The following is a 23555-nucleotide window of genomic DNA, read 5'->3' as shown; positions in this document are numbered from 1 at the left end:
AGAAAAATCAGCCCGTTGGAGGGAGAAAATCCGGCTGCCCTACGCATAGCCGTTCAGTGAGATGGGTACACTCACCGCCCTTTCGGGAGGGTAGGGGGCGTTCGGCCTGCCGGGCCATGAGGTCGGTCACAGCCCCCCGCGCGGGCGTCGGCACCTTCCGTACTTCCACGGTTACCACGTCCGGCCCAGCCCACGCCGACCGGTTCATCTGGCGGACAGCGGGCCAGGACCCGGGGGCGCGGCGGGGCGCAGACGGTGCGCGTCGCGCGCGGTGCCGACCACGTCGGCGAGGAAGCCCCGGGCGCGCGGGGAGGCGTGGGCGGTGAGCCACGCCGGGTCGATGTCGCACACCGCGATCCGCACCCCGGTACCGGCCAGCGCGAGCGGCAGGGTGTGGACGACGGTGGAGGGGAAGCTGACGACCGTACGTCCCACGGGGCCGCGGCGGGCGACCAGTTCCAGGGGCAGTTCGGGGCGGACGATCTCCAGGCCGGTCTCGACGGCCAGCCGGTGCAGCTTCTCGGTGGTCTCCCGGCGGTGCGCGAAGTAGCGCCGGGCGCCGTGGGTCCGGGCGAGCGCGCCGACCGCCCGCACGTAGGAGTCGGCGTCCACCACGCCCGTCTCCACCAGGGAGGTGCCCACCAGGTCGGCGCCCCGGGTGACGCGCGGCGGTCCGAAGCGGTCGCGGGTCCAGGCGAAGGTGTGGGCGCGGACGGTGACGCCGGGCGGGACGTCCGCCATCGGCATGGAGGTGAAGACCTCCACCGTGCGGCCCTCGCCGGGGGTGAGCCGGCGCCGGGCGGCGGCGGACACCGGGGCGAGGGCCAGGTCGCGGGGGCCGGGGCGGCCGCCCTTGCGGTGCCAGCGCACCAGGCGTTCACCGCGGGCGAGCTGGCCGGCGAACTCCATGGTCGCCGTGCCGTCGTCGACGACCACCACCTCGGGCGCCCGGGTGATGGTCAGCAGCAGCTGCACGTACCGGGAGAACGGGTCGCCGAGGACGACCCGCCGGGCCCGGCGCAGCGGCACGGCGAGGCCGCCTATGGTGCGCAGCGGGGCGCCCGCTCCCCCGCGCGCCTCCTCCCAGCGGACGTCGTGCCCCTCCTCGCGGGCCAGTTCGGCCATGCGGCGGAGCTGGCCGCGGGTCATCGGGTCGACCGGGGACAGCACCACGAGGGCGAGTCCCGCGCCGGGCGCGTGGGCATGCGCCCACTCCAGCACGTTGAGCAGCTGGACCGGACTCTCCACGAAGGCGAGCGTGCGGGGGCCGGTGCGGCCGGCGCGGGGGCTCATCGACGTACGACCGTTCCCGTCGTAGGGGTGGGTGAGGGCGGGTCAGACCGACACGGGCTCGCCGGCGGCCGTGGCGATCTCCGCCTCGGCGACGACGCCGGGCACCCGGCGCAGCTTCTTCATCGGGCCGAGCTCGGACTCGTAGACCTTCTTCACGCCGTCGCCGAGGGAGGCCTCGATGGTGCGGATGTCGCGGACCAGGCGGGCCAGGCCCTGCGGCTCGACGGAGGCGGCCTGGTCGGAGCCCCACATGGCGCGGTCGAGGGTGATGTGGCGCTCGACGAAGACGGCGCCGAGGGCGACGGCGGCGAGGGTGGTCTGCAGGCCGGTCTCGTGGCCGGAGTAGCCGATCGGGACGTTCGGGTACTCCTGCTGGAGGGTGTTGATGACCCGCAGGTTCAGCTCCTCCGCCTTCGCCGGGTACGTGGAGGTGGCGTGGCACAGCAGGATGTTGTCGCTGCCGAGCACCTCGACCGCGTGGCGGATCTGCTTCGGGGTGGACATGCCGGTCGACAGGATGACGGTGCGCCCGGTGGCGCGCAGTTCGCGCAGCAGCTCGTCGTCGGTGAGGGAGGCGGAGGCCACCTTGTGGGCGGGCACGTCGAACTTCTCCAGGAAGGCGACGGCCTCGGTGTCCCACGGGGAGGCGAACCAGTCGATGCCCTTCTCCTTGCAGTAGGCGTCGATCCGGCGGTACTCGTCCTCGCCGAACTCCACGCGGTGCCGGTAGTCGATGTACGTCATCCGGCCCCACGGAGTGTCCCGCTCGATGTCCCACTGGTCGCGGGGGGTGCAGATCTCCGGGGTGCGCTTCTGGAACTTGACGGCGTCGCAGCCGGCGTCGGCGGCGGCGTCGATCAGCCGGAAGGCGTTGTCGAGGTCGCCGTTGTGGTTGATGCCGATCTCGCCGGTGACGTAGACGGGGCGGCCGGGGCCGGCCTCGCGGGCGCCGAGGGTGCGGATGCGGGAGTCGCTCATGACCAGGGGTTTCCTTACTGGGGGAGGGAATCGAGAGAGGGACCGAGGATCCAGCCGGCGATCTCTCGGATCGCGCCGTCACCGCCGGGGAGGGTGGTGACCGCGCGGGCGGCGCCGCGGACGGCGTCGTGGGCGCTCGCGACCGCCACGGGCCAGCCGACGAGGGCGAAGCACGGGAGGTCGTTGACGTCGTTGCCGACGTAGAGCACGCGTTCGGGCGCGATGCCCTGCTCCTCGCACCACTGTTTGAGGGCGAGGTCCTTGCGGTCGACGCCGTGCAGCACGGGGAGCTTCAGCTTGCGTGCGCGGGCGGCGACGACCGGGTTCTGTTCGGTGGACAGGATCAGCAGCTTCAGGCCGCTGCGGCGCAGGGCGGCGACGCCGAGGCCGTCGCCGCGGTGCACGGAGACGAACTCCCGTCCGTCCGCGTCGATCAGCACCCGGTCGTCGGTCTGGGTGCCGTCGAAGTCGAGGACCACCGCGTCGATGTCGTCGGCGGTGGGCAGGCCGGTGCGGCCGGTGTCGAGGAGCGGCGCGAGGGCACGGGCCCGGGCGAGGTCGTGCGGGTCGTCGACCTCCAGGACGCGCGCCGGGTCGGTGCGCACGAGGTCGGTGCGGCCGAAGAAGCGGTGGCCGTGCTCGCGCAGCCCTGCGGCGTCCATGGCGTAGGCGGCGCCGGTCTCCAGGAAGTCCTGGGGGCGGTCCTGACGGCGGGGGCGTACGGACCTGTCGTGGTTGACGCCGTGGCCTCCCCCGTGACCTCCCTCGGCCGTCCCGGCGCCGGTCTCGCGCCAGACGAAGCCGTGGAACGGGGCGACCGTCACCGCCGTGTCGGCGCCGCCGTGGGCGACCGCGGCGGCCACCCCGTCGACGTCCTCCCGGGTGAGGAAGGGGCTGGTGCACTGCACGAGCAGGACGACGTCCACCGGCGCGCCGTGCAGCGCCTCGTGGGCGTCCAGGGCGTGCAGCACGGCCGCCTCGGAGGTGGCGGTGTCCCCCGCGAGGCCGGCCGGCCGCAGCACGACCTCCGCGCCCGCCTGCCGCGCGGTCTCGGCGATGGCCGCGTCGTCGGTGGAGACGACCACGTCCGTGACGTGCCGGGCGGCGCGGCACTCCCGCACGGCGCGGGCCACGAGGGGCACGCCGCCGACCGGGGCGAGGTTCTTCGCGGGGACGCCCTTGGAGCCGCCGCGCGCGGGGATCACGGCGAGCACCCGGCGGACGGCGGCCGGAGAGTCGGACATGGGGTCAGCTCCTCGATGGGGGGGTCGGGCGGTCACAGCTCGCCCATGCGGCGGATCACGGGGGCCACGCGCTGCACTCCGTGGCGGTAGGCGCCGCGTGCGGTGCGGCGCACGACCCGCCGGACCGGGCCGGGCTCCCGGTCCGCGGCGGGCGCGCCGGGCAGCGGCGTCCCGTCGGGGCCGAGGTGGTGGCGGGCGAGGACGCCGGGCAGATAGCCGGGCGCGGTGACGGGGGTGTAGTAGGGGGTGAGCGGCGGGAGTCCGCCGGGCCGGCCGAGCAGCTCGGCGATGCGGGCGCGGGCCGCGTCGAAGGCCGTCGCGTACGTGCCGTCCGCGGCCACGCCCTGCCGGGCCAGCCACTCCTCGTCGGGCGCCGGGCGGTGTCCGGCGTCGAGCTGGTCCCAGGAGGCGAGGCAGCCGGAGCCGACGAAGTGGTGGTTGCCGAGCGCCTCGCGGACGCCGAGGTCGGTGAGGATCGCGGTGGGGATGCGCCGGTGCAGCGCCTCCAGGGCGGCCGTCGAGCTGACGGTGACGAGGAGGTCGGTGCGGTCGAGGACCTCGCCCATGTGCCCGTAGACCAGGCGCAGGTTGGCGGGGAGGCCGAGGCCGCGGGCGAGCTTCTGGTAGGGCAGTTCCTCGATGTGCGTGGTGTGTTCGCCGGGCCGGGAGCGCAGCTTCAGCAGCACCTCGCGCTCCGGGTGGCGGCGGGCGTGCCCGGCCAGCCGGTTCAGCAGGTACGTACGGTCCGCGCGGGTGTCCGGCACGGACGGCTGGGCGGCGAACACCACCGTGTACGCCTCGTGGCCGCCGGTGTGGGGCGCGCCCCCGAGGAACGGCAGCGCGACCTCGGTGACCGCGCCCGCGTCGGCGCCGACGCCCTCGTACACGGCGCGGAAACGCTCCGCGTCCTGGCGGGAGTTGGCCAGCACCAGGTCGGCGCCGTGGCGCAGCAGCAGGCCGTCGGTGAGCTTCTCGTAGACGACGCCGACGTAGCCGGTGACGACGACGGGCCGGCGGGGCCGGTCCTCCCAGACGCGTCGCAGCCCGTGCAGCATCGCCTGCACCGCGCCGCCGACCAGCGCGAGCACGAGGACGTCGCAGGGCTCCTCGTCCATGGCGCGCAGGAACTCGGCCGCGGTGACCTCCCGCAGGGAGTCCGCGCGGACCCCGACCTCGCCGAGCTGGCGGGCGGTGGGGGTGGCGCGGCCCCGCAGCAGATATCCGTCCAGGCGGATGTCGCGCGGCGCGATGCGTTTCGCGGTGAGCGTGCCCCATTTCCAGCGGGTGTCGGAATCCGCGAGGACCGCCACCCTGAGGGGATTCGTTGCACTTGCTGGCACGCCGAAGACGCTAGGAATCGAATTCCGCGAACGGCCCAACCGCGCCTCAACGAAAAGTTAACAACACCCCACCGAGAACCGAACCCGCCCGGGAAAACGCCCGAGGTAGACGCGATCCACCGGACCGACACACGGAGTTCACCGCCCGTACGTCCGGCGGAAAGAACGCGCGCCGGGCCCTCTCCTAATGTTTTCCGGGTGCCGAAGCTTTCCGTGATCGTGCCCTTCCGTAATGTCCGGCAATACGCACCGGACGCGCTCAGGAGTCTGCGCGCGAATGCCCGCCCGGATTTCGAGTTCGTTCTGGTCGACGACGGTTCTCAGGACGACACCCCGGTGCTCGTCGAGCGGGCCGCCGAGGAGCTGTCCCGCGTCGCGCGGGTGTGTTTCCTCCGCCGGGAGCGCGCCGGCGGGATCGCCACCGCGCGCAACGCCGGACTGGACGCGGCGGAGGGCGCGTACCTGACCTTCCTGGACGGCGACGACTGGTACGCGCCCGGGTACCTGCCCCGGCTGGTCGCCGCGGCGGAGGAGCTGGGCTGCGACTTCCTGCGCACGGACCACGTACGGGTCACCGGGCGGGCCCGGACCGTGCGCCGGGTGCCGGTGGGGCTGCGGGACGAGGTGCTGGACCCGCGGGAAGTGATCCTGCCCGCCGACCGGACGACCGCGGTGGACTACCCGCAGGCGTGGGCCGGGGTGTACCACCGGCGGCTGCTGGAGCGAGGGTTGCTGCACTTCCCGGACGGGCTGCGCACGGCGGAGGACCGGCCGTGGATCTGGCGGCTGCACCGGGAGGCGGAGTCGTTCGCCGTGGTGGGCCTGCTGGGCGTGTTCTACCGGAAGGGCGTCGCCTCCTCCCTCACCCGCGTCGGGGACGAGCGGCAGCTGGACTTCGTGCCCGCCTTCGACCGGGTGGTGGCTCAGACGGCGGAGGACCGGGACGCGGACCGGCTGCTGCCGAAGGCGGTGCGGACGTACTGCGCGGTGATCGACCGTCATCTGGCCGAGCGGGACAAGTTCGAGCCGGCGGTGGCCGCGCGGCTGCGGGCGGTGTGCGGGGACGCGCTGCGGCGGCTGCCGCGGGACGTGCTGGACGAGGTGCTGGACTCGATGGACGCGGGACGGGCGGCGCGGCTGCGACGGCTGCGGCGGGCGCCGCTGCGTGCGGGGAGGGGAGCCGCGTGAGGGCGGCCGGTACGCGGATCTTCTGCGCGAGCAGTCCGTCGGCGGTGGTGCTGATGGCCGCCGCGATCGAGGCGGGGCTGCTGCCGGAGACGGGACGGCGGGTGCTGCTGGTGTGCGACGACACGCCGGTCCCGGAGGCCGCCCCGCCGTGGGACGAGGTGCCGGGCTTCGCACGGCTGCGGGCCCGCTTCGACGCGGTGCTGTCCTGGAACGAGGCGATACGGCCCTTCCACCCGGCGGCCTGGACGCCCCGCACGGAGGACGTGCCGCTCCTCGAACGGCACCTCCGGCGGCTGTGGGGGCTCGGGGACGACCGGGTGGAGCTGGTCCTCGGCGCCCCGGACGCCCCGCCCGCGCAGGCGGTGGCCCGCGTGTTCCACGGCGCGCCCCTGCATGTGTGCGCGGGCGGACCGGCGGACCACGGGCCCACCCGCGGCAAGCTGGACCCGCTGCTCGGCACACGGGTGCGGCAGGTGCTGCACCTGGACCTGATACCTGGTCTGACGCCGTTGCTGCTCGGCGAGTTCGGGGCGCCGGCGCGGGTGATCCCGGCGGACGCCTTCCGGGCGGTGACGGGGGAGGTCGCCTCGGCGGTGACGGGGATGACGGAGGGGGCCGCGCTGGTCGTCGGCGGGCGCCTGTCCGCCCTCGGCGTGACCTCCGCGGGCGAGGAGGAGGCGCTGCACGCGGAGATGGTACGGACGGCGGCCGGACGCGGTCACGACCGCGTGGTGTTCGCACCGCACCCCGCCTCCCCGTCCCGGCACGCCGCCGGGCCGCGGGCGGAAGCGGCCCGCCTCGGCGTGGACCTCACGGTGCCGGACACGCCCGTCCCGGTGGAGGCGCTGTACGAGGCGTCCCGCCCCGCGCTGGTCGTCGGATGCTCGTCGGCCGCCCTGTTCACGGCGTCCGCCCTGTACGGCGTCCCGGTCGCCCGCGTCGGCACGGAGCGCCTGCTGGACCGGCTGACGCCGTATCACCACCCGCAGCGGACCGCCCTGGTGCTGGCGGAGGCGGTGCTGCCGGGGACGGAGGGCGACGCCCCGGTGGGGGACGACCTGGACGGTCTGCTGGCCGCCCTCGCGTTCACCATGCGGCCGCGGGTGCGGCCCTCGCTGCGGGCCGACGCCGAGCGGTATCTCGCGGCGGGGACGTGGGAGCGGCAGTGGTTCACCCGGCGGCGGCTCACCGCGCTGGGGCTGCCCGGGGGTGTGCCGGGGCGGCTGGCGTTCCTGCCGCGGAGCCAGGCCGTCCGGCGGGTGGTGCGGCGGGCGCGGGCGGTACGGAAGGCCGTCGGGCGGTGAGCGCGCCCGCGGCTGCCGGTTGCTGTCCGAGGACTGTTCACCGTGTGTCCATCCGGACGCCACCGGCGGCCCGCCGTGCCGGGGCACATTCGGCGTCCGGAACGAGGACGGTGGCACGGATGACGAACTCCCTGGGGGGACTGTTCAGGGCGCGGCGGCAGGAGGCCGCCGGGCAGGCTCTCCTCGCCCGGGGGCTGCGCCTGGTCGGTGACCATCTCGCCGAGCGGGGCGAGGCGCCCGGTCCGGGCGGCACGCGGCTGGTCCGGGCGATCGGCGGGTACGCCGGGGCGCTCACGCGGCCGTCGGCGGACCCGTTCGACGCCTTGCTGCGGGTCGGCGAGCGGGCCCTGGAGGCGGGCGGTCCGGGCGCGCCCGAGCTGGCGCTGGGCGTCGCGGACACGGCGGTGGAGATCCGCCGGCGGTCCAAGGGCGCCTGGCGGCTGCGCGGTCTCGCGCTGGACCGGCTGGGGCGCGAGGCGGAGGCGCTGGAGTGCTACGAGCGCTGCCTGGAGCTCGGCGCGGAGGCGGCCGGCGAGGTCGCCCGCCGGGTGGACACGCTGCACCGCCGCCGGGCCTGCCTGGAGGAGGCCGCCGCGCTGTTCCCCGGGGCGGCCGGGACGCCGCTCGTCCAGGCCGGCCGGCCGACGGCGGTCACGGCGGCGGAGTTCGCCGCCTTCGTGCGGGCCCGGCTGTCCGAGCGGGGTCCTGACGATCCCGCCGTACGGCGGCTGCTGGCGCTGCACGCCGTCCACCGGCGGCTGCTGGAGCGGTCCGCGCTGTCCGACCCGCTGCTCGGCGGGGCCGAACCGGTCGGCGTCACGGGGCTGCGGCGGCTGCTCGCGGGCCGGACGGTGTGCCTGGTGTCGGGCGCCCCCGCGGTGGCCGGCGGCACGCTGGGCGGGCTGATCGACGGGTACGACGTCGTGGTGCGCTGCGACGCGTTCCGGATCCGCGCCGAGGGCACCGGGGAGCGCACCGGTCTGCACGCGGTGACGCTGCGCGGCGACACCCCGTGGGAGGGGCCCGCCTGGACCCGCCCGGCAGGGATCCGGCTGGTGTTCGGCGACCCGGCGGCCGCCTGGCGGCGCGCCCTGCGGCAGCGGCTGGCGGCCGGGGCGCAGGAACACGTCGGGGACGCCACGCTGCGCCGCCCGCTGGGCGACCCGGCGCTGCTCGGCGAGGACGGCTGGGACGCGGGGACCAGCACCGCCTTCACCGTCCTGCGCCTGCTGGACTTCCTGGACGTCACGCCCCGCCTGGACCTGATCGGCTTCGACGGCGGCGGCACGCTGCGGCCACGGGAGGCCGCATGGGTCCGGGACCGCGCCACGCACGTCGACGACCGCACGATGAGGACCGCCCTGCGATGAACCACGCCCAGGCGGACGACCGGAGCGCCGTCACCGGCCGGCGCCGGATCGCCTTCGCCGTCCGCACCGACGCCGCCGGACTGCCCGGCACGGCCGCCCTGCTGCGCAGCCTGGCCCTCGCCGCCCCCGGCGTCTGCGAGGACGTGGTGGTGCTGCACCCGGGCCTGCCCGACACGGCGTTCGACCCGCTGCGCCGGCTGCACCCCCGCGTGGTCGCGCGCCGCGACGGCGGTCTCGCGGACCTGCTGCGTCCGGCCGGGTACGACACGGTCGTCGTGCTCACCCCGGACACGGTGGTGCTGGGCGACATCGGCCCGCTGCTGCGGCTGCGCCACGGGGTCGGCGCCGTGCCGCGCGCCGGGGCGGACGACGTGCGGGGCGGGCTGCTCGACGGCCTGCTGGTGGTGCAGCGCGCCGACCTGGACGACTCGCTCCTCGCGCGGCTCGCGGCGGGCGAGGACCCGGAGACGGTGCTGGAGAAGGTGCTGAACCCGGTCGACGGGCGGTACGACTTCCCCGCCGCCCGGCTGGGCGACGACCTGCCGGTGCCGCCGCACGTGGCGGTGCTGCGCTTCCCCCGGGCGCCCGGCGTGCCGGCGTCGGGCCCCGCCGCCGAGGTGTGGCGCCGGTTCGCGCCGGACGACGACGCGTTCCGGGCCGCGTACTGCGCGCTGCCCGGCGAGAAGCACCCCGAGCTGCTCGCGCACCTCGCGCCGCCGCTGCTGACGGCCCGTCCCTCCCTGGACCTGGCCCGGACGGTCGCGGAGGTGTACCGCAGACAGGGCCGGTACGACGAGGCCGTCGAGGTGCTCGCCCCGGTGGTGGGCGACCGGCTGGACGCGCCGCGCTGCCAGGAGACGCTCGGCGTGTGTCTGATGGCGCTGTCGCGCTACGCGGAGGCGGAGGCGCGGCTGCTGCTCGCGGCGGCCTCCCCCGACGTGGCGCCCCGCGCCTACGCCCAGCTGGCGCGGCTCGCCTGGATCCTGGGGCGCGACGAGGACGCACACCGGTACGCCCTGGAGGGCCTGGACGCCGACCCCACCGACGCCGGCTGCCACGCCTGGCAGGTCCGCACCCGGCCGGAGCGGGCGGAGACCGACGGCGGCGGGGAGCCGGCGCCCGCGCGTGAACAGCTCGCGCACGTCGCGCTGTTCGCGGAAGGGCGGGAGAACGCCGGGGACAAGGTGCTCCCGGAGGCCGTGCGGCTGTGCTTCGGGCCGGACACCGGGCCGCGCCGCTGGTACGCGCAGCCCGTGCACCGGCTGGTCGACGAGGCGGCGCTGGAGGAGCTGAACGCGCGGCGCGGGGTGGTCGTGGGCGGCGGGGGGCTGTTCCTGCCCGACACCTCCCCCAACGGCCACAGCCACTGGCAGTGGAACGTCCCGGACGCCCTGCTGGAGCGGCTCACCGCTCCCCTCGCGGTGTTCGCGGTCGGCTACAACGTGTTCGACGGACAGCTCTACCGCCGCACCCGGTTCGCGGAGAGCCTGCGCGTCCTGGTCGAGCGGTCGGCGTTCTTCGGTCTGCGCAACCACGGCTCCATCGACCGCGTACGCGAACTGCTCCCGGCCGGGCTGCGGGACAGGGTGCGGTACCAGCCGTGCCCCACCACGGTCGCCCGCCGTCTGGTCCCCGGCTGGACCGACCCGGCCGAGCGGGCCGACACGGTGCTGGTGAACTGCGCGTACGACCGCGCGGGGCTGCGCTTCGGGCACGACTACGGGCACTTCCTCGGCCAGACGGCCTTCGCGCTGCGGGGCCTGCGGGAGCGGGCGGACGTGCGGTACGCGGCGCACATGCCCGCCGACGAGCGGTTCGTGGACGACCTGCGCCGGGTGCACGGCCTCACACTGCCCGTGGAGCAGCTCTACGAGCGGACGAACGACGACATCCGCGCGCTGTTCCGCACGTCCCGGCTGGTGATCGGGATGCGCGGGCACGCCGGGATGATCCCGTTCGGCTGCGGCACGCCGATCCTCAGCCTCGTCTCGCACCCGAAGCTGGCGTACTTCCTGTCCGACATCGGCCGTGAGGAGTGGGGTCTCTCGGTGCACGACCGGGACCTCGGGCCGCTGCTCCTGGAGCGGGCGGCGGCGGTGCTCGACGACCACGCGGGCGCCGTGGCGGACGTGCACGCCGCGCAGCAGCCCCTGTGGGAGGTCACGCGCGCCAACCTCGGCGAGCTGAGAGAGGTGTTCGGCCCGGCCTGACCCACCGCACCGCCGCCGCTTCCCGTCCCGAAAGAGAGAAACCCCGTGCCGAAACTGTCCGTCGTCGTCCCGATGCACAACGTGGAGGCGTTCGCGGAGAGCACCTTGCGCAGTCTCGCCGCCAACGCGCACCCCGATGTCGAGTTCCTGATCGTCGACGACTGCTCCACGGACGCCACGCCGTGGGTGATCGAGCGGTGGACGGAGAAGCTGCCGGGCGCGCGGGTGATCCGGCACGACACCAACCAGGGGATCGCCCAGGCGCGGAACTCCGGCATCGACGCGGCCGAAGGGGAGTACCTGGCGTTCCTCGACGGCGACGACTGGTACGGGCCCCGCCATCTGGCCGCGCTGGTGCGGGCGATGGACGAGCTGGGCTGCGACTTCGCCCGCACCGACCATGTGCAGGTGACCGGCACGGAGCGGGTGATCAAGCGACCCCCGGCGCCGGTGCGGAACGCGGTGATGGACCCGCGCGACGGGATCGCGCCCGCCGACACGGAGACCATGGTCGACTACCCGTTCGTCTGGGCGGGCGTCTACCGCCGGCGCCTCTTCGAGGACGGCGGGATGCGCTTCGTCACCGAACTGCGCACCGCCGAGGACCGGTTGTGGATCTGGCGGCTGCACCTGACGGCGCGCAGTTACGCCTCCCTGGGCCTGCACGGGGTGTTCTACCGGCGGGGCGTCGCGACCTCCCTCACCCAGATCAAGGACGACCGCCAGCTCGACTTCATCCCGGCGTACGACCTGCTGCTGGCGGACGTGCGGAACGACCCGGAGTGCGACCGCTTCCTCCTGAAGGCCGTCCGCACCTACTGCGCCATGATCGCCTTCCACCTCGGCAAGGCGGACGCGTACGAGCCGTCGGCGGCCCGGCGGCTGCGGCAGGAGGCGCGCGAGGCGCTGCTGCGGATGCCGCAGCACGCGCTGGAGGAGACCCTGGCCACCATCGACAGCACCCGGAGCAGGCTGCTCGGCCGCCTGCGCGACGGGCGGAAGGCTGCCTGACCCATGCACCGCACGACCCAGATCTTCCAGGTCTCGACCCTCTACGGCGCCGCCACCCTGGCCGCGGCGCTGGACGCGGGCCTGTTCGGACCGGACGGGGCGGCCCGCCGGATCCTGCTGGTCTCGCACAACGCCGCCGTCCCGGAGACCGCGCTGCGCCTGGACGAGATGCGCGGCTACGGTCCGCTGGCCGCCCGCTTCGACGAGGTGGTGAGCTGGAACGAGGCGATCAGCCCGTACCACCCGAGCGCCTGGGGCCCGCGCGGCTCCGACACGGTGCTGTGGCAGCGGGCGCTGCGGCTGCTGTGGGACATCGGCGAGGACGAACGGGTCGATCTGGCCGTCGAGTCGATCCAGGCCAACCCGGCCCGCGCGCTGGTCGCGATCTTCTCCGAGGCGTCCGTCGACGTGTACGCGGACGGACTGATGAGCTACGGCCCGACCCGGGAGAAGCTGCCGCTGACGCTCGGCCGGCGCGTGCGGCGGCTGCTGCACCTCGACCTGGTGCCCGGTCTGCGGCCCCTGCTGCTCTCCGAGTACGGCGTGGAGCCGGTGGTCGTGCCGGACGGGGCGTTCCGCGCGGTGCTGGACGAGGTCGCCCGGGAGGCTGCGGACGACCCGCTCCTCGCCCCTGTGCGGGAGGAGCGGCCGACGGCCGTGCTGCTCGGCCAGTACCTGGCGGCCATCAACATCCTGAGCGCGCACGAGGAGGAGGACCTGCACGTGCGCATGCTCACCGGGGCGGTGCGCGCCGGGCACCGCTCACTCGTGTTCAAGCCCCATCCGACCGCCCCCGCCGGCTACTCGGCGGCGCTGCACAAGGCGGCGGCCGACGCGGGCGTGCGGCTCACCGTGCTGGACGCGCCGCTGCTCGCGGAGACGCTGTACGAGCATGCCCGCCCCGGGCTGGTCGTCGGCTGCTTCTCCACGGCGATGGTGACCGCGTCCGCCTACTACGGGGTGCCCGTGGCGCGGGTGGGGACGGCGCTGGTGCTGGACCGGCTGCGGCCCTACCAGAACAGCAACCGGATCCCGCTGGCGCTGGTCGACCACCTGGTGCCGGACCTGGAGCGGGACGAGACCCCGGCCGTGCTGGGCGCGGCGCCCGCGTCGCTGGAGCCGCTGGTGCGGACGATGGGCTTCTGCATGCAGCCGCGCACGTATCCGGCGCTGCGGGAGCAGGCCGAGGAGTGGCTGCGCGCCCACCTCGCCGGCAGCCCGGCCCCGTACTTCCCCGCCCTGCGCCTGGCCGAGCTGGGCCTGCCGGGCAGCAGCCCGGCCACCCGGGCGCGGGTCCGCGCGGCGCGGGCGAAACGGAAGGTGGGGCGGGCGGTCCGCCGGGGCGGGAAGCGGTAGGCGGCGCGCCGGCCAGGGCTCGGGGGAGACTTCGGCTGCGGGGCCGGTGGGGGCTGGTCGCGCAGTTCCCCGCGCCCCTTGAGCGGGGCTTCGCGCTCGGTGGCCACTCGGCCGACGCCCGAGAAGCGACTTCGGCCGCGGGCCGGTGGGGGCTTGTCGCGCCGTTCCCCGCGCCCCTGGGTGGGCTGTCGACCGACACCCTCAAGGGGCGCGGGGAACTGCGCGAAGGGTGACCGCGGACGCCTCGCTGATGATCCCGCTCAGTTCACTCCGTACCGGGTCTCGATCCCCGTGATGATCAGGGCGAGGCCCTCCTCGAAGTGCTTGTCGTAATCGCCGAAGAGTGCCTGGCCCGCCTCCGCGGCGAGCGGGTGGTCCGCCATCAGACGGGCGCGGGCCTCGACGTCGAAGCCCTCACGGCGCTCGCCCGGCATCGGTTCGACGCCCTGCTCCTCGGCCACGAAGCCGAGCGTGTAGAGGAACGTCGTCTGGAGCGCCCGCGCCGCCTGGGCGAGGGTGAGGCCCGCGGACGTGAGCAGATGGAGGCTCGCCTCCTGGTGCCCGGCGTGCTCCAGGCCGGTGAAGCGGGTGCCGCCGAACACCTTGGCGCCGTCGCGGTAGGCGAGCAGCGTCCGGCGCAGGACCCGGTTGCTCCGCAGCAGCCGCTCCCGCCACCCGTCGTCCGGGTCGGGCTCGACGCCGTCGGTCATCCGGCGGAACATCTCGGTCGCCATCTCGTCCAGCAGCGCCTGCTTGTCCTTGAAGTGCCAGTACAGGGCGGGCGCCTTGACGTCGAGTTCCCTGGCGATGGCGCGCAGGGTCAGCCCGTCGAGGCCGACCTCGTTCAGCAGGGTCAGCGCCGTGTCGGCGACCCGTCGGCGGTCCAGCGGCGCGCGTCGTTCCGTGCTCACGCTTGACAACTTAACACCGTTAGAGAGACGCTCGGGCAGCGGGCCACTTAACAGTGTTAAGGAGACGGATCATGAGCGACACCCCTGTCCTGATCGTGGGCGCGGGGCCGACCGGCCTCACCCTCGGCATCGACCTCGCCCGGCGCGGGGTCGAGGCGCTGGTCGTGGAGCGGGAGGAGGGACTGTTCCCGGGATCGCGCGGCAAGGGCCTCCAGCCGCGCACGATGGAGGTCTTCGACGACCTCGGCGTGCTGGACGCCGTCCGGGCGGGCGGCGGCCGCTACCCGGTCGGCATGCTCTGGCGCGACGGGAAGCGGCTGGGCGAACACCATCTGGCGGACCCGGTGGAGACCACCGAGGAGGCGCCGTACGAGGGCTGGATGGTGCCGCAGTGGCGCACCCAGCGGATTCTGCGGGACCGGCTGGAGGAGCTGGGCGGCACGATCGCCTTCGGCCGCGAGGTCACGGACGTCACCCAGGACGAGGACGGCGTGACCGCCCGCTTCGCCGCCGGACCGCCGCTGCGCGCCCGGTACCTCGTCGCCGCGGACGGCGGACGTTCGGCGGTGCGCCGGGCGGCCGGCACCGGTATGACCGGAGAGGCGGTCGACCCGCTGCCGATGCTGGTGGCGGACGTGCGGGTCAGCGGCCTGGACCGGGACTGGTGGCACATGTTCCCGCCCCGCGAGGGCCGGGACGAGTTCCTCACCCTCTGCCCGCTCGCCGGCACGGACGACTTCCAGCTGGTCGCCCGGTTCGCCGAGGGCACGCGGGTGGACCTCTCCCCCGACGCCGTACAGCGGGTCGTGGCCGCCCGCACCCACCTCGCCGCCGAGGACGTCACCGAGGTCCTGCGGGCCTCCGAGTTCCGGCCGCGCGCCGCGCTCGCCGACCGCTTCCGGGCGGGCCGGGTGTTCCTCGCGGGCGACGCGGCGCACGTGCACTCCCCGGCCGGCGGCCAGGGCCTCAACACCTCCGTGCAGGACGCCTACAACCTGGGCTGGAAGCTGGGCGCGGTGCTGTCCGACGGCGCGGACCCGTCCCTCCTGGACAGCTACGAGGAGGAACGGCGGGCGGTCGCCGCGGACATGCTCGGCCTGTCCACCCGCATCCACCGGGGCGAGGCGCGGCGCGGCGGGGCCACCCTGCAACTGGACCTGGGGTACCGGGACTCCTCGCTCAGCGCGGAGACGCGCACGGAGCCAGGACCGGTGCGCGCGGGCGACCGGGCGCCGGACGGCCGGGTGGACGGCGTGCGCCTCTTCGACGCCTTCCGCGGGCCGCACTGGACCCTGCTGGCGCTGGGCACGGACGCCCCCGAACCGCCCGCGGGCGTGCGGCTGGTGCGCGGCCCCTCCCACCGGGCCTACGGCACGGGCCTGTTCCTGGTCCGCCCGGACGGCTACGTGGGCTGGGCCGGGGACACCCCGGACGGGCTCGGCGCCTACCTGTCCCGGATCGGGACGCGCTGACGGCGCGTCCTGACGCCGCGTCCGGGGATCCCGGGCCGCGTACGCCCTACGCGCTCGCCGTGGACAGCTTCGCCGCGAAGCCCAGGAACAGGGCGCCCGCCGCCGAGGTGGCGCCCGCCGACAGCCGGCGGCGACGGCGGAACGCGGCGGCGAGCCGGGTGCCGGCGAAGATCAGCGCGCTGAGGTAGAGCACGCTGGCGATCTGGGCCAGCGCGCCGAGCACCACGAAGGACAGCGCCGGGTAGGCGTAGGCCGGGTCGACGAACTGCACGAAGAAGGCGATGAAGAACAGGATCGCCTTCGGGTTCAGCAGGCTGACGACCAGCGCCCGGCGGAACGGACGCTCAGCCTGCGCGGCGGCCGGGGCGGTCTCCTCCGCGCGGTCCTCCCCGCGTCCGCGCCACATGCCCCACGCGGCGCGCAGCATCCCGACTGCCAGCCACGCCAGATAACCGGCGCCGGCGTACTTCACGATGCCGAACAGCACGGCGTTCGCCTGGAGCAGGGAAGCGACCCCGGCGGCCGACAGCGTCATCAGGACGGCGTCCCCGCACCAGACGCCGGCGGCGGCCGTGTAGCCGGAGCGCACCCCGCGGCGGGCCGCGACGGAGAGGACGTACAGCGAGTTGGGCCCGGGCAGCAGGATGATCAGCACCAGGCCCACCAGATAGGTGGGAAGGTCGACGACACCGAACATGGCAAGGAGTGTCGCACGCCGTGCGGCACTCCTCGCCCCCCGTCTCGACCTGCGAGAACGACGCCTAGAAGGCGTCGCTCGGCACGTACGTGCCCCACACCTCGCGCAGCGCGTTGCAGACTTCGCCGACCGTGGCGCGGGCCTTGAGGGCGTCCTTCATCGGGTAGAGGACGTTGTCCTCGCCCTCGGCGGCCTTCTTCAGCGCGGCCAGCGCGGTGTCGACCGCCTGCTGGTCGCGCTCGGCGCGCAGCTTGGCGAGGCGTTCGGCCTGCTGGGCCTCGATGGCCGGGTCGACGCGGAGCGGCTCGTAGGGCTCCTCCGCGTCGAGCTGGAAGCGGTTGACGCCGACCACGACCCGCTCGCCGGAGTCGGTCTCCTGCGCGATGCGGTAGGCGGAGCGCTCGATCTCGTTCTTCTGGAAGCCGTGTTCGATGGCGTTGACCGCGCCGCCGAGGTCCTCGACCTTCTCCATCAGCTCCACCGCGGCGGCCTCCACGTCGTCGGTCATCTTCTCGATGACGTAGGAGCCGGCGAACGGGTCGACCGTGGCGGTCACGTCGGTCTCGTAGGCGAGGACCTGCTGCGTGCGCAGCGCGAGCCGGGCGGACTTGTCCGTCGGCAGCGCGATCGCCTCGTCGAAGGAGTTGGTGTGCAGCGACTGCGTGCCGCCGAGGACGGCCGCCAGGCCCTGCACGGCGACGCGCACCAGGTTCACCTCGGGCTGCTGGGCCGTCAGCTGCACCCCGGCCGTCTGCGTGTGGAAGCGCAGCATCAGCGACTTGGGGTTCTTCGCGCCGAACTCCTCCTTCATCACCCGCGCCCAGATCCGGCGCGCGGCACGGAACTTGGCGACCTCCTCCAGGATCGTCGTGCGGGCCACGAAGAAGAAGGACAGGCGCGGGGCGAAGTCGTCGACGTCCATGCCGGCCGCGACGGCCGTGCGGACGTACTCGATGCCGTCGGCGAGGGTGAAGGCGATCTCCTGCGCGGGGGACGCGCCGGCCTCGGCCATGTGGTAGCCGGAGATCGAGATCGTGTTCCACTTCGGGATCTCGGCCTTGCAGTACTTGAAGATGTCCGCGATCAGCCGCAGCGACGGCTTCGGCGGGAAGATGTACGTGCCGCGGGCGATGTACTCCTTCAGCACGTCGTTCTGGATCGTGCCGGTCAGCTTCTCCGCCGGGACGCCCTGCTCCTCGGCGACCAGTTGGTACAGGAGCAGCAGCAGCGCGGCCGGGGCGTTGATCGTCATCGACGTGGACACCTTGTCCAGCGGGATCCCGCCGAACAGCACCCGCATGTCGTCGATCGAGTCGATCGCCACGCCCACCTTGCCGACCTCGCCGTGCGCGATCGGCGCGTCGGAGTCGTGACCCATCTGCGTCGGCAGGTCGAAGGCGACCGACAGACCCATGGTGCCGTTGGCGATCAGCTGCTTGTAGCGCGCGTTGGACTCCGTCGCCGTGCCGAAACCGGCGTACTGGCGCATCGTCCACGGACGGCCCGTGTACATCGACGGGTACACGCCTCGGGTGAAGGGGTACGAGCCAGGATCACCCAGCTTCTCGGCCGGGTCCCAGCCCTCGAGAGCGTCCGGCCCGTAGACCGGTTCGATGGGCAGTCCGGACTCCGACTCGCGCGCCATGATGTGCATGCCTCCCGCTGAGCAGCGTTGCTCGATCCGATCGCCGGTCACTCGCCAGTTACTCACCAGTACAGGCCGACCCTTCGACGGACTGTAGCGGTGCGCGTGCGGCCCGGTGGAGGGGCACACGCTGGGACCTTCCTCACAGCCTCCGTGGGACCCCGCTCACAGGGCCTTCTCCCCCGGCGGCCGTCGTCCGGTCACTCCCCACCATGCCCGCTTCTTCCGCCCCGGTCACGTCCGGGGTAGGACTGAGGTGACGAACGACCGGGCAGGACCGGTGCGGCGGGACGACGGGGGGCTGGGGTGCGCGGGAGGGGCATGAGCGGGAGGGGCATGCGGAGGAAGGGCATAGCCGTGCTGGCGGCGCTGGGCGCGGCGGCCGCGGGTGCGGCCGGGTGCACGGTGCAGCCCGCCGGGACGGACGGGCAGGGCGCGCCGCCCGTGCGGATCGAGGTGCCGTCCCGGACGCCGGACGCGCCAGGGCCCGCGTCGCCGTCCCGGACGCCGGAGGCGCCCGCGAAGCCGTCGTCGCCGGCATCGTCAGCGAAGCCGTCCAGCAGGCCGACGCCGGCGCGCGTGCTGTGGTCGCCCGGCGACGAGGGGCGCGACATACGCGAACTCCAGGCGCGGCTGCGGCAGATCGCGTGGATCTTCCACGGCCCCACCGGCACCTACGACGATCTGACGGCGGAGGCGGTCCGCGGCTTCCAGGGCAAGCGCGGTCTGCCGCGGACCGGGGTGACGGACACCGTGACCTGGCAGCGGCTCCTCGCCATGACGCGGGAGCCGGGCCGCTGGGAGCTGTATCTGATGGGCGGCCAGCCGGCGGATCAGCCCGACCCGCGCTGCATGACCGGCCGGGTGATGTGCATCAGCAAGTCCAGCCGCACCCTGCGCTGGATGATCGACGGCCGGACCGTATCGACGATGCCGGTCCGCTTCGGCTCCGAGTACACGCCGACCCGCGAGGGCGTCTTCCGCGTCTACTGGAAGTCCCGGCACCACGTCTCCACGCTGTACGACTCGCCGATGCCGTACGCGATGTTCTTCAGCGGCGGACAGGCGGTGCACTACTCGGCCGACTTCGCCGCCCGGGGCTACGCGGGGGCTTCGCACGGCTGTGTGAACGTGCGCGACGAGGACGCGATCGCGCGGCTGTACGAGCAGGTGCGGGACGGCGACAAGGTCGTCGTCCACTGGTGAGACCCGGCGCGACCTGAGGAGAGAAGGGCGCGGGCGGGACCGGGGGAACGTGTCCCGCCCGCGCCATGTGCACGAGCCGTGGGTACGGGGGGAACCCCGGCTCAGTGCTGCGGCCGATGACCAGTCGGCTCACTCAGTACTGCGTCACGAGGGCCGGAAGTGTCACACCGGGCGGTACGTATGTGCGGCGCGGAGGCGTTTTCGCAGGTCAGGGGGTTCTGACGGTCCGGCCCGCCCGCCTAGTCCTGCGTGTCGTCGCCCTTGCCGCCTGCCTTGCCGTTTCCGTTCCCGTTGCCGTTTCCCTGGCTGTTCCCGTCGCCCTTGCCGTTCCCGTCGCCGTCGCCCTGGCCCTTGGCGGGGTGGCCGTCGGCGTCGGAACCGCCGGCGCCACGGCCGGCCCCGTTGCCCTTGCCGTTGCCGCTGTCGCCCTTGTTCTGATCGCTGTCGTCGGTGTCGGGGCGGCCGTCGCCCTGGCCGGGGAGGGTGTCCCGCTGCTCACCCTCGTCGCCGTCGAGGCGCGTCTCGTCGCCCTGCATGCCGCCCCCGGTGCCCTTGTCCCCCTTGTCGGCCTTGCCGTCCTCGCCGCCGGCGCCTTCCTTGGCGGTGACGTCGCGGCAGTAGGCGGCGACACGCGAGGCGCCGCCGGCCGCCTCGTACAGGGCGTGGCGGCGTTCGCCGTTCACCGGCCGGCCTTCGTGCCAGGACCGGCAGGCGGACACGACGAGCTTCCAGCGGACGCCGTGGGCGGTCCTGCCGTCGCCGGGAGGCGATCCGGCGGGCGTGCGCTCGGGGTCCTCGCCGCCCTGGGCGCCGTCGGCGGGGCCGTCCTGGTGACGGTCGTCCGGGGCGGAGCCCTGTGCCGACGGGGAGATCGGAGGGCTCTGGGGATGCGTGGTGGTGGCCGCGCCCGCGGGACCGGAGCGGGAGTCGTCGAAGGGGGTGCGCAGCAGCCCGGTGGCGGCGAGCACGGCGGTGCCGCCGACCACGCCGGCGGCCAGCGCGGCGGCCAGCAGGAGCCGGGCGGGCCGCGGCCTGCGGGCTCCGCCGCGCGTTCCGGTACGGCCGGTGCGCGGGGCGCGGAGACGGATCAGGCCGACGTCGGCGTCCCCGGGGCCGGTGCCGTGACCGGTGTGCGGGGCCGAGTCGGCCTGTCCTGTCCGTTCGTCCCTCGACTTGCGGAAGGCGGCCAGCGCGGCCGCCTCCCCGGGAAGTTCGTCCCCGGCCGTGGGCGGAGGCGCGGAGAGCGCGCGGAGCACACCGGCGAGCCGTTCGGCCTGGTCACCGGCGGGTGGACCGGCAGCCTGGGGTGACTCACCGCTCAGCAGGCGCTCCGCCGCCTCCGCGTCCAGCCACCGGTACCGCTCATCGGCCATCACAAGTCCTTCTGCGTCCGCGCTCGCAACTGCGTCACACTCGCGGACGTCACCGTACGACGGCGTGGTTCTCTCTGGGGAGGAAGTGCGTCGAGCACACCCGCGGATTCCGGTTGGCCGTCCGGATCGTCGCCGAGCAGTTCGGCGAGCCGGCGCAGGCCGCGGTGCGCGGCCGTCCGTACGGCGCCGGGGCGCTTGCCCAGGGTCTGCGCGGCCGTCTTGGCGTCCAGGCCCACGACCACCCGCAGGACGACGGCCTCGGCCTGGTCCTGCGGCAGCCGGGAGATCAGGTGGAAGGCGCCGTCGGTGGCGAGCGCCTCGATCGCCTCGCCGGCCGTGTCCGACTCGGCGGGCCGTCCGGTCAGCTCGGTCTCGTCGCCGCCGATCGCGGGACGGCGGCCGCGCATGCGGATGTGGTCCAGCGCGCGGTTGCGGGCGATACGGGCGGCCCAGCCGCGGAACCGGTCCGCGTCGCCGGAGAACCGCTCCAGGTCACGGGCTATCTGCAGCCAGGCCTCGGACGTCACGTCCTCGGCGTCGGGTTCGCCGACCAGTGTCCGGACGTATCCGAGCAGCCGCGGGTGCACCGCGCGGTACACGGTCCGGAACGCGGTCTCGTCCCCGTCCTGTGCCGCGCGCACCGCGGCGGTCAGCTCCGCGTCGTCCCCCAGCACGCGTGCGCCCTTCTGCGCCTAAGCCGGCGCCGCTCTCGCGGACCGGGTGGCTCGCCGTCGTCGTTGCTCAATCGGTCGTTGCGGTCTCAAGGCCGCGCGCGGAGTTGTGGTCGTTTGTCTCCCGCGGCCTGGCGCGAACGGCACGTTACGACCTGAAACCGCTCCCCGTCCATGACCGTACAAGATGCAACTAACCCGTGACACGGGACGTGTGACAGAAAACGCATGCCCGGCGCTGTAGAAGGTACGGGTCGCGCGCGGCCCGTACCGCGCGACGGCCGGGGCCTCTCCTGTGGGGGGTGGCGGCCCCGGCCGTCTCCGCGACCCGACGTGACCGGCCGTCAGGCCGACGAGCGGGCGATCGAGCCGCTCGGGCGATGGGGGAAGGTGGGCGCGACGGCACCCGGCGATCGCCGGGCTGCGAAACACCCCCGTTCGGGTGACCCGCGTCACCCCTCAGGGCTTCCGCCCGGACACCCCGCCGACGTCCTCACCCTGCCCCTTGACCACGTCGGAAGGGTCGGTGCCGACCGCCTCCCCCGTGGGGCGGCCGACACCCGCTTCACCCCCCGTCAGGGGCGGAAGACTCGGCCGCACCGGCGCAGAGGCCGTGGGCGGCGCGTCCCCGGAGCGCTCCGCGCAGTACGCGTCGACCCGCTCCGCGCCTCCCGCCGCCGCGACAAGCCGCTCCCAGACCGGCGCCTCCAACGCCCTCCCGCGCCCGGCGACCCGCTCGTACGCCTGGCAGTGCGCCTCGGCATCCCCCGTGGCCTCCGCGCGCCCCGCGCCGGTCCGCGCGCCGTCACCCCCCGCCGAGGCGGACGCCGACGCCTCCGGAGTCCCGGCGGCACGGGAGCCGGAGGCGTCCGGAGTCCGCGGGGCGGAACTGGCGGACGGGGTCCGGGACGGCCCCGTGTCCTCGGACCGTCCCCCGCCCGGCGTCCCCACCGCGTTGATCCCGGCCACGGCCACCCCGCTGAGGGCACAGCCCGCGACCAGCGCCCCCAGCGTCGCCCGCAGCGACCGCCCGCCGAACCGCCGTCGAGGGGCCCTCCAGTCGTCCCGGCGGCGGGTGCGCGCGCCATGCGCCCCCGACTCCCGGGCGGCCACGAACGCGGCGACGGCCCGCTGCTCGGCCCCGGCGTCCACCCGGTCGCGGACCAGGGCGGCGACGAGCAGCGCCTCCAGGCGGGTCGTGTCACCGGCCGGCCCCTCGACGGAGACGGGTACGGCGCGCCCGGCCGCGGCCGACACGCCGACAGGACACTCGGAACGCTCGGGGCGTTCCGGACGCTCTGGGTGCACACGCCGGCGGCCGGCCCGCCCGCCGTCGTTCTGCCGTTCACCCATGTCCGTTTCCGTCCCTGCTCGATCGTGTCCGGCCTGTCCGGTTCCGTCCGTCGGCCCCGCGGCCCCGTGCCCAAGGCCCGGCGCCCGGCGAACCGCCTCCCACCAGCGGGGAGCCCGTTGCGGCCCGGGACAGACGGATACGTTTCGTCCGCCCGGCCTGTTCAGCCGCCGGGGCGGCCGCCGAGGCCGTGCCGTCCGACGTGACCGCCGTCCCGGTCCACGGTCACGTCGACTCACCCAGCGTCCGGGGCACCTCATCCGTCACACCGTCGGCGGCGAGCTGCCGCGCCAGGCGCCGCAGGCCCCGGTGCGCGGCCGTCCGTACGGCGCCCGGACGCTTGCCGAGCACGCGGGCGGCGGCGGGCCCGTCGAGGCCCACGACGACCCGCAGCAGCACGGCCTCGGCCTGGTCCCGGGGCAGCCGGCCCACGAGGGCGAGGGCCCGCTCGGTGGACATGGCCTCCATCGCCTGGTCGTGCGTGCTGTGCGGGGCGGGCAGCTCCAGGACGTCCTGCTCCAGCGCGGACGCGCGGGGGCGCACGCGCTGGCGGCGCAGGTGGTCCAGGGCGCGGTGCCGGGCGATGGTGGCCGTCCAGCCGCGGAACCCGGCGCCGTCGCCCTTGAACCGTCCGAGGTCGCGGGCTATCTCGAGCCAGGCGTCCGACGTCACGTCCTCGGCGTCGGCGCCGACCAGCCCGCGTACGTACGCGAGGAGTCCGGGCTGCACGAGCCGGTAGGCCACGGCGAACGCGGCCTCGTCGCCCTGCTGGGCACGCGCGACGGCGTCGCCCAGTTCCCCGTCGAACGCCTGCGTGCGGCGGGATTCCCCTCCGTGGCCCAAGAACCGTCCTCGTCCGTACCGAGCGCGATGCGCCTCGCGTGACGTGTGCACGTCCGCCGTGTCACACCCCCCAGCGACCTCAGCGTGCACGG

At 74.8% G+C, this 23555-nt stretch carries 19 protein-coding genes; 8 read left to right on the top strand and 11 right to left on the bottom strand.

Features of this window, described 5'->3' with window-relative positions; genetic code table 11:
- Window positions 1-204: 204 nt before the first annotated feature.
- From ACP7TJ_RS20695 to ACP7TJ_RS20680, 4 genes are read right to left on the bottom strand one after another with little or no spacing between them, the layout of a single operon-like run.
- Entirely contained in the window at window positions 205-1293 is a 1089-nt protein-coding gene (locus tag ACP7TJ_RS20695; RefSeq protein WP_093769394.1) for a hypothetical protein, read from the bottom strand.
- 42 nt (window positions 1294-1335) lie between these two features.
- A complete protein-coding gene (locus ACP7TJ_RS20690) occupies window positions 1336-2271 on the bottom strand; it encodes an N-acetylneuraminate synthase family protein (RefSeq protein ID WP_093769393.1) in 936 nt (311 codons plus the stop codon).
- Between the two features lie 14 nt (window positions 2272-2285).
- The gene (locus ACP7TJ_RS20685) at window positions 2286-3515 is read right to left on the bottom strand and encodes an N-acylneuraminate cytidylyltransferase (RefSeq protein ID WP_167740996.1); all 1230 of its coding nucleotides are present in this window, start codon (window positions 3513-3515) and stop codon (window positions 2286-2288) included.
- Window positions 3516-3547: 32 nt separating this feature from the next.
- Window positions 3548-4855 (bottom strand): DUF6716 putative glycosyltransferase, encoded by a 1308-nt coding sequence (locus tag ACP7TJ_RS20680; protein WP_427764486.1) that lies wholly within the window; start codon window positions 4853-4855, stop codon window positions 3548-3550.
- A 198-nt stretch (window positions 4856-5053) separates the two neighbouring features.
- Between ACP7TJ_RS20680 and ACP7TJ_RS20675 the strand changes: the two genes are divergently transcribed.
- The 6 genes from ACP7TJ_RS20675 to ACP7TJ_RS20650 all read left to right on the top strand — a co-directional run bounded on the left by ACP7TJ_RS20675 (window position 5054) and on the right by ACP7TJ_RS20650 (window position 13294).
- Window positions 5054-6043, top strand: coding sequence for a glycosyltransferase family 2 protein (locus tag ACP7TJ_RS20675; protein ID WP_093769390.1), 990 nt, complete (start codon window positions 5054-5056; stop codon window positions 6041-6043).
- Window positions 6040-7347 (top strand): polysialyltransferase family glycosyltransferase, encoded by a 1308-nt coding sequence (locus ACP7TJ_RS20670; RefSeq protein ID WP_427764481.1) that lies wholly within the window; start codon window positions 6040-6042, stop codon window positions 7345-7347. Before ACP7TJ_RS20675 ends, ACP7TJ_RS20670 begins: the two co-directional genes overlap by 4 nt.
- 119 nt (window positions 7348-7466) lie before the next feature.
- Window positions 7467-8717, top strand: a complete 1251-nt coding sequence (locus ACP7TJ_RS20665) for a tetratricopeptide repeat protein (RefSeq protein WP_266400217.1) — start codon at window positions 7467-7469, stop codon at window positions 8715-8717.
- Complete coding sequence (locus tag ACP7TJ_RS20660; RefSeq protein WP_427764478.1) at window positions 8714-10927, top strand: polysaccharide pyruvyl transferase family protein; 2214 nt, start codon at window positions 8714-8716, stop codon at window positions 10925-10927. The genes ACP7TJ_RS20665 and ACP7TJ_RS20660 overlap by 4 nt, the downstream gene beginning before the upstream one ends.
- A 45-nt stretch (window positions 10928-10972) precedes the next feature.
- Complete coding sequence (locus tag ACP7TJ_RS20655) at window positions 10973-11938, top strand: glycosyltransferase family 2 protein (protein ID WP_167741001.1); 966 nt, start codon at window positions 10973-10975, stop codon at window positions 11936-11938.
- A gap of 3 nt (window positions 11939-11941) precedes the next feature.
- Window positions 11942-13294, top strand: coding sequence for a polysialyltransferase family glycosyltransferase (locus ACP7TJ_RS20650; protein ID WP_320586417.1), 1353 nt, complete (start codon window positions 11942-11944; stop codon window positions 13292-13294).
- A 260-nt stretch (window positions 13295-13554) separates the two neighbouring features.
- Here the strand turns inward: ACP7TJ_RS20650 and ACP7TJ_RS20645 are convergent, their stop codons facing one another.
- Window positions 13555-14205, bottom strand: coding sequence for a TetR/AcrR family transcriptional regulator C-terminal domain-containing protein (locus ACP7TJ_RS20645; protein WP_427764474.1), 651 nt, complete (start codon window positions 14203-14205; stop codon window positions 13555-13557).
- Window positions 14206-14276: 71 nt separating this feature from the next.
- Between ACP7TJ_RS20645 and ACP7TJ_RS20640 the strand changes: the two genes are divergently transcribed.
- Window positions 14277-15677 (top strand): FAD-dependent oxidoreductase, encoded by a 1401-nt coding sequence (locus ACP7TJ_RS20640; RefSeq protein ID WP_427764471.1) that lies wholly within the window; start codon window positions 14277-14279, stop codon window positions 15675-15677.
- A gap of 46 nt (window positions 15678-15723) precedes the next feature.
- Here the strand turns inward: ACP7TJ_RS20640 and leuE are convergent, their stop codons facing one another.
- Window positions 15724-16374, bottom strand: a complete 651-nt coding sequence (gene leuE / locus ACP7TJ_RS20635; RefSeq protein ID WP_167741005.1) for a leucine efflux protein LeuE — start codon at window positions 16372-16374, stop codon at window positions 15724-15726.
- Between the two features lie 64 nt (window positions 16375-16438).
- Window positions 16439-18019 (bottom strand): acyl-CoA mutase large subunit family protein, encoded by a 1581-nt coding sequence (locus ACP7TJ_RS20630; protein ID WP_189910552.1) that lies wholly within the window; start codon window positions 18017-18019, stop codon window positions 16439-16441.
- Between the two features lie 321 nt (window positions 18020-18340).
- On the opposite strand from ACP7TJ_RS20630, the gene ACP7TJ_RS20625 reads away from it, so the two are divergent.
- Entirely contained in the window at window positions 18341-19225 is an 885-nt protein-coding gene (locus ACP7TJ_RS20625; protein ID WP_373312439.1) for a L,D-transpeptidase family protein, read from the top strand.
- A 239-nt stretch (window positions 19226-19464) separates the two neighbouring features.
- Here ACP7TJ_RS20625 and ACP7TJ_RS20620 read toward each other — a convergent pair whose 3' ends face one another.
- The 4 genes from ACP7TJ_RS20620 to ACP7TJ_RS20605 all read right to left on the bottom strand — a co-directional run bounded on the left by ACP7TJ_RS20620 (window position 19465) and on the right by ACP7TJ_RS20605 (window position 23463).
- Entirely contained in the window at window positions 19465-20598 is a 1134-nt protein-coding gene (locus ACP7TJ_RS20620) for a hypothetical protein (RefSeq protein WP_266548534.1), read from the bottom strand.
- Window positions 20598-21272: an RNA polymerase sigma factor gene (locus ACP7TJ_RS20615; RefSeq protein WP_093769379.1), complete on the bottom strand. Its 675-nt coding sequence runs from the start codon at window positions 21270-21272 to the stop codon at window positions 20598-20600. The genes ACP7TJ_RS20620 and ACP7TJ_RS20615 overlap by 1 nt, the downstream gene beginning before the upstream one ends.
- 456 nt (window positions 21273-21728) lie before the next feature.
- On the bottom strand, window positions 21729-22526 hold the full coding sequence (locus ACP7TJ_RS20610) for a hypothetical protein (RefSeq protein ID WP_427764466.1): 798 nt from the start codon (window positions 22524-22526) through the stop codon (window positions 21729-21731).
- Window positions 22527-22845: 319 nt separating this feature from the next.
- Window positions 22846-23463, bottom strand: a complete 618-nt coding sequence (locus ACP7TJ_RS20605) for an RNA polymerase sigma factor (protein WP_093769377.1) — start codon at window positions 23461-23463, stop codon at window positions 22846-22848.
- Between the last annotated feature and the right edge of the window lie 92 nt (window positions 23464-23555).

Origin of the sequence: Streptomyces sp. DSM 41931, assembly GCF_050271085.1 — a bacterium.
GTDB classification, from domain to species: domain Bacteria; phylum Actinomycetota; class Actinomycetes; order Streptomycetales; family Streptomycetaceae; genus Streptomyces; species Streptomyces albogriseolus.
Note: the sequence above shows the minus strand (reverse complement) of the source record. Positions and strands in the feature narration are given on the sequence as shown.

What these genes read in the sequence shown, in the direction of transcription:
- ACP7TJ_RS20640 (WP_427764471.1), top strand. Translation starts at nt 14,277, where the DNA reads ATGAGCGACACCCCTGTCCTGATCGTGGGCGCGGGGCCGACCGGCCTC.
- ACP7TJ_RS20695 (WP_093769394.1), bottom strand. Translation starts at nt 1,293, where the DNA reads ATGAGCCCCCGCGCCGGCCGCACCGGCCCCCGCACGCTCGCCTTCGTG.
- ACP7TJ_RS20665 (WP_266400217.1), top strand. Translation starts at nt 7,467, where the DNA reads ATGACGAACTCCCTGGGGGGACTGTTCAGGGCGCGGCGGCAGGAGGCC.
- ACP7TJ_RS20625 (WP_373312439.1), top strand. Translation starts at nt 18,341, where the DNA reads ATGAGCGGGAGGGGCATGCGGAGGAAGGGCATAGCCGTGCTGGCGGCG.
- ACP7TJ_RS20650 (WP_320586417.1), top strand. Translation starts at nt 11,942, where the DNA reads ATGCACCGCACGACCCAGATCTTCCAGGTCTCGACCCTCTACGGCGCC.
- ACP7TJ_RS20620 (WP_266548534.1), bottom strand. Translation starts at nt 20,598, where the DNA reads ATGGCCGATGAGCGGTACCGGTGGCTGGACGCGGAGGCGGCGGAGCGC.
- ACP7TJ_RS20630 (WP_189910552.1), bottom strand. Translation starts at nt 18,019, where the DNA reads ATGGCGCGCGAGTCGGAGTCCGGACTGCCCATCGAACCGGTCTACGGG.
- leuE (WP_167741005.1), bottom strand. Translation starts at nt 16,374, where the DNA reads ATGTTCGGTGTCGTCGACCTTCCCACCTATCTGGTGGGCCTGGTGCTG.
- ACP7TJ_RS20690 (WP_093769393.1), bottom strand. Translation starts at nt 2,271, where the DNA reads ATGAGCGACTCCCGCATCCGCACCCTCGGCGCCCGCGAGGCCGGCCCC.
- ACP7TJ_RS20685 (WP_167740996.1), bottom strand. Translation starts at nt 3,515, where the DNA reads ATGTCCGACTCTCCGGCCGCCGTCCGCCGGGTGCTCGCCGTGATCCCC.
- ACP7TJ_RS20660 (WP_427764478.1), top strand. Translation starts at nt 8,714, where the DNA reads ATGAACCACGCCCAGGCGGACGACCGGAGCGCCGTCACCGGCCGGCGC.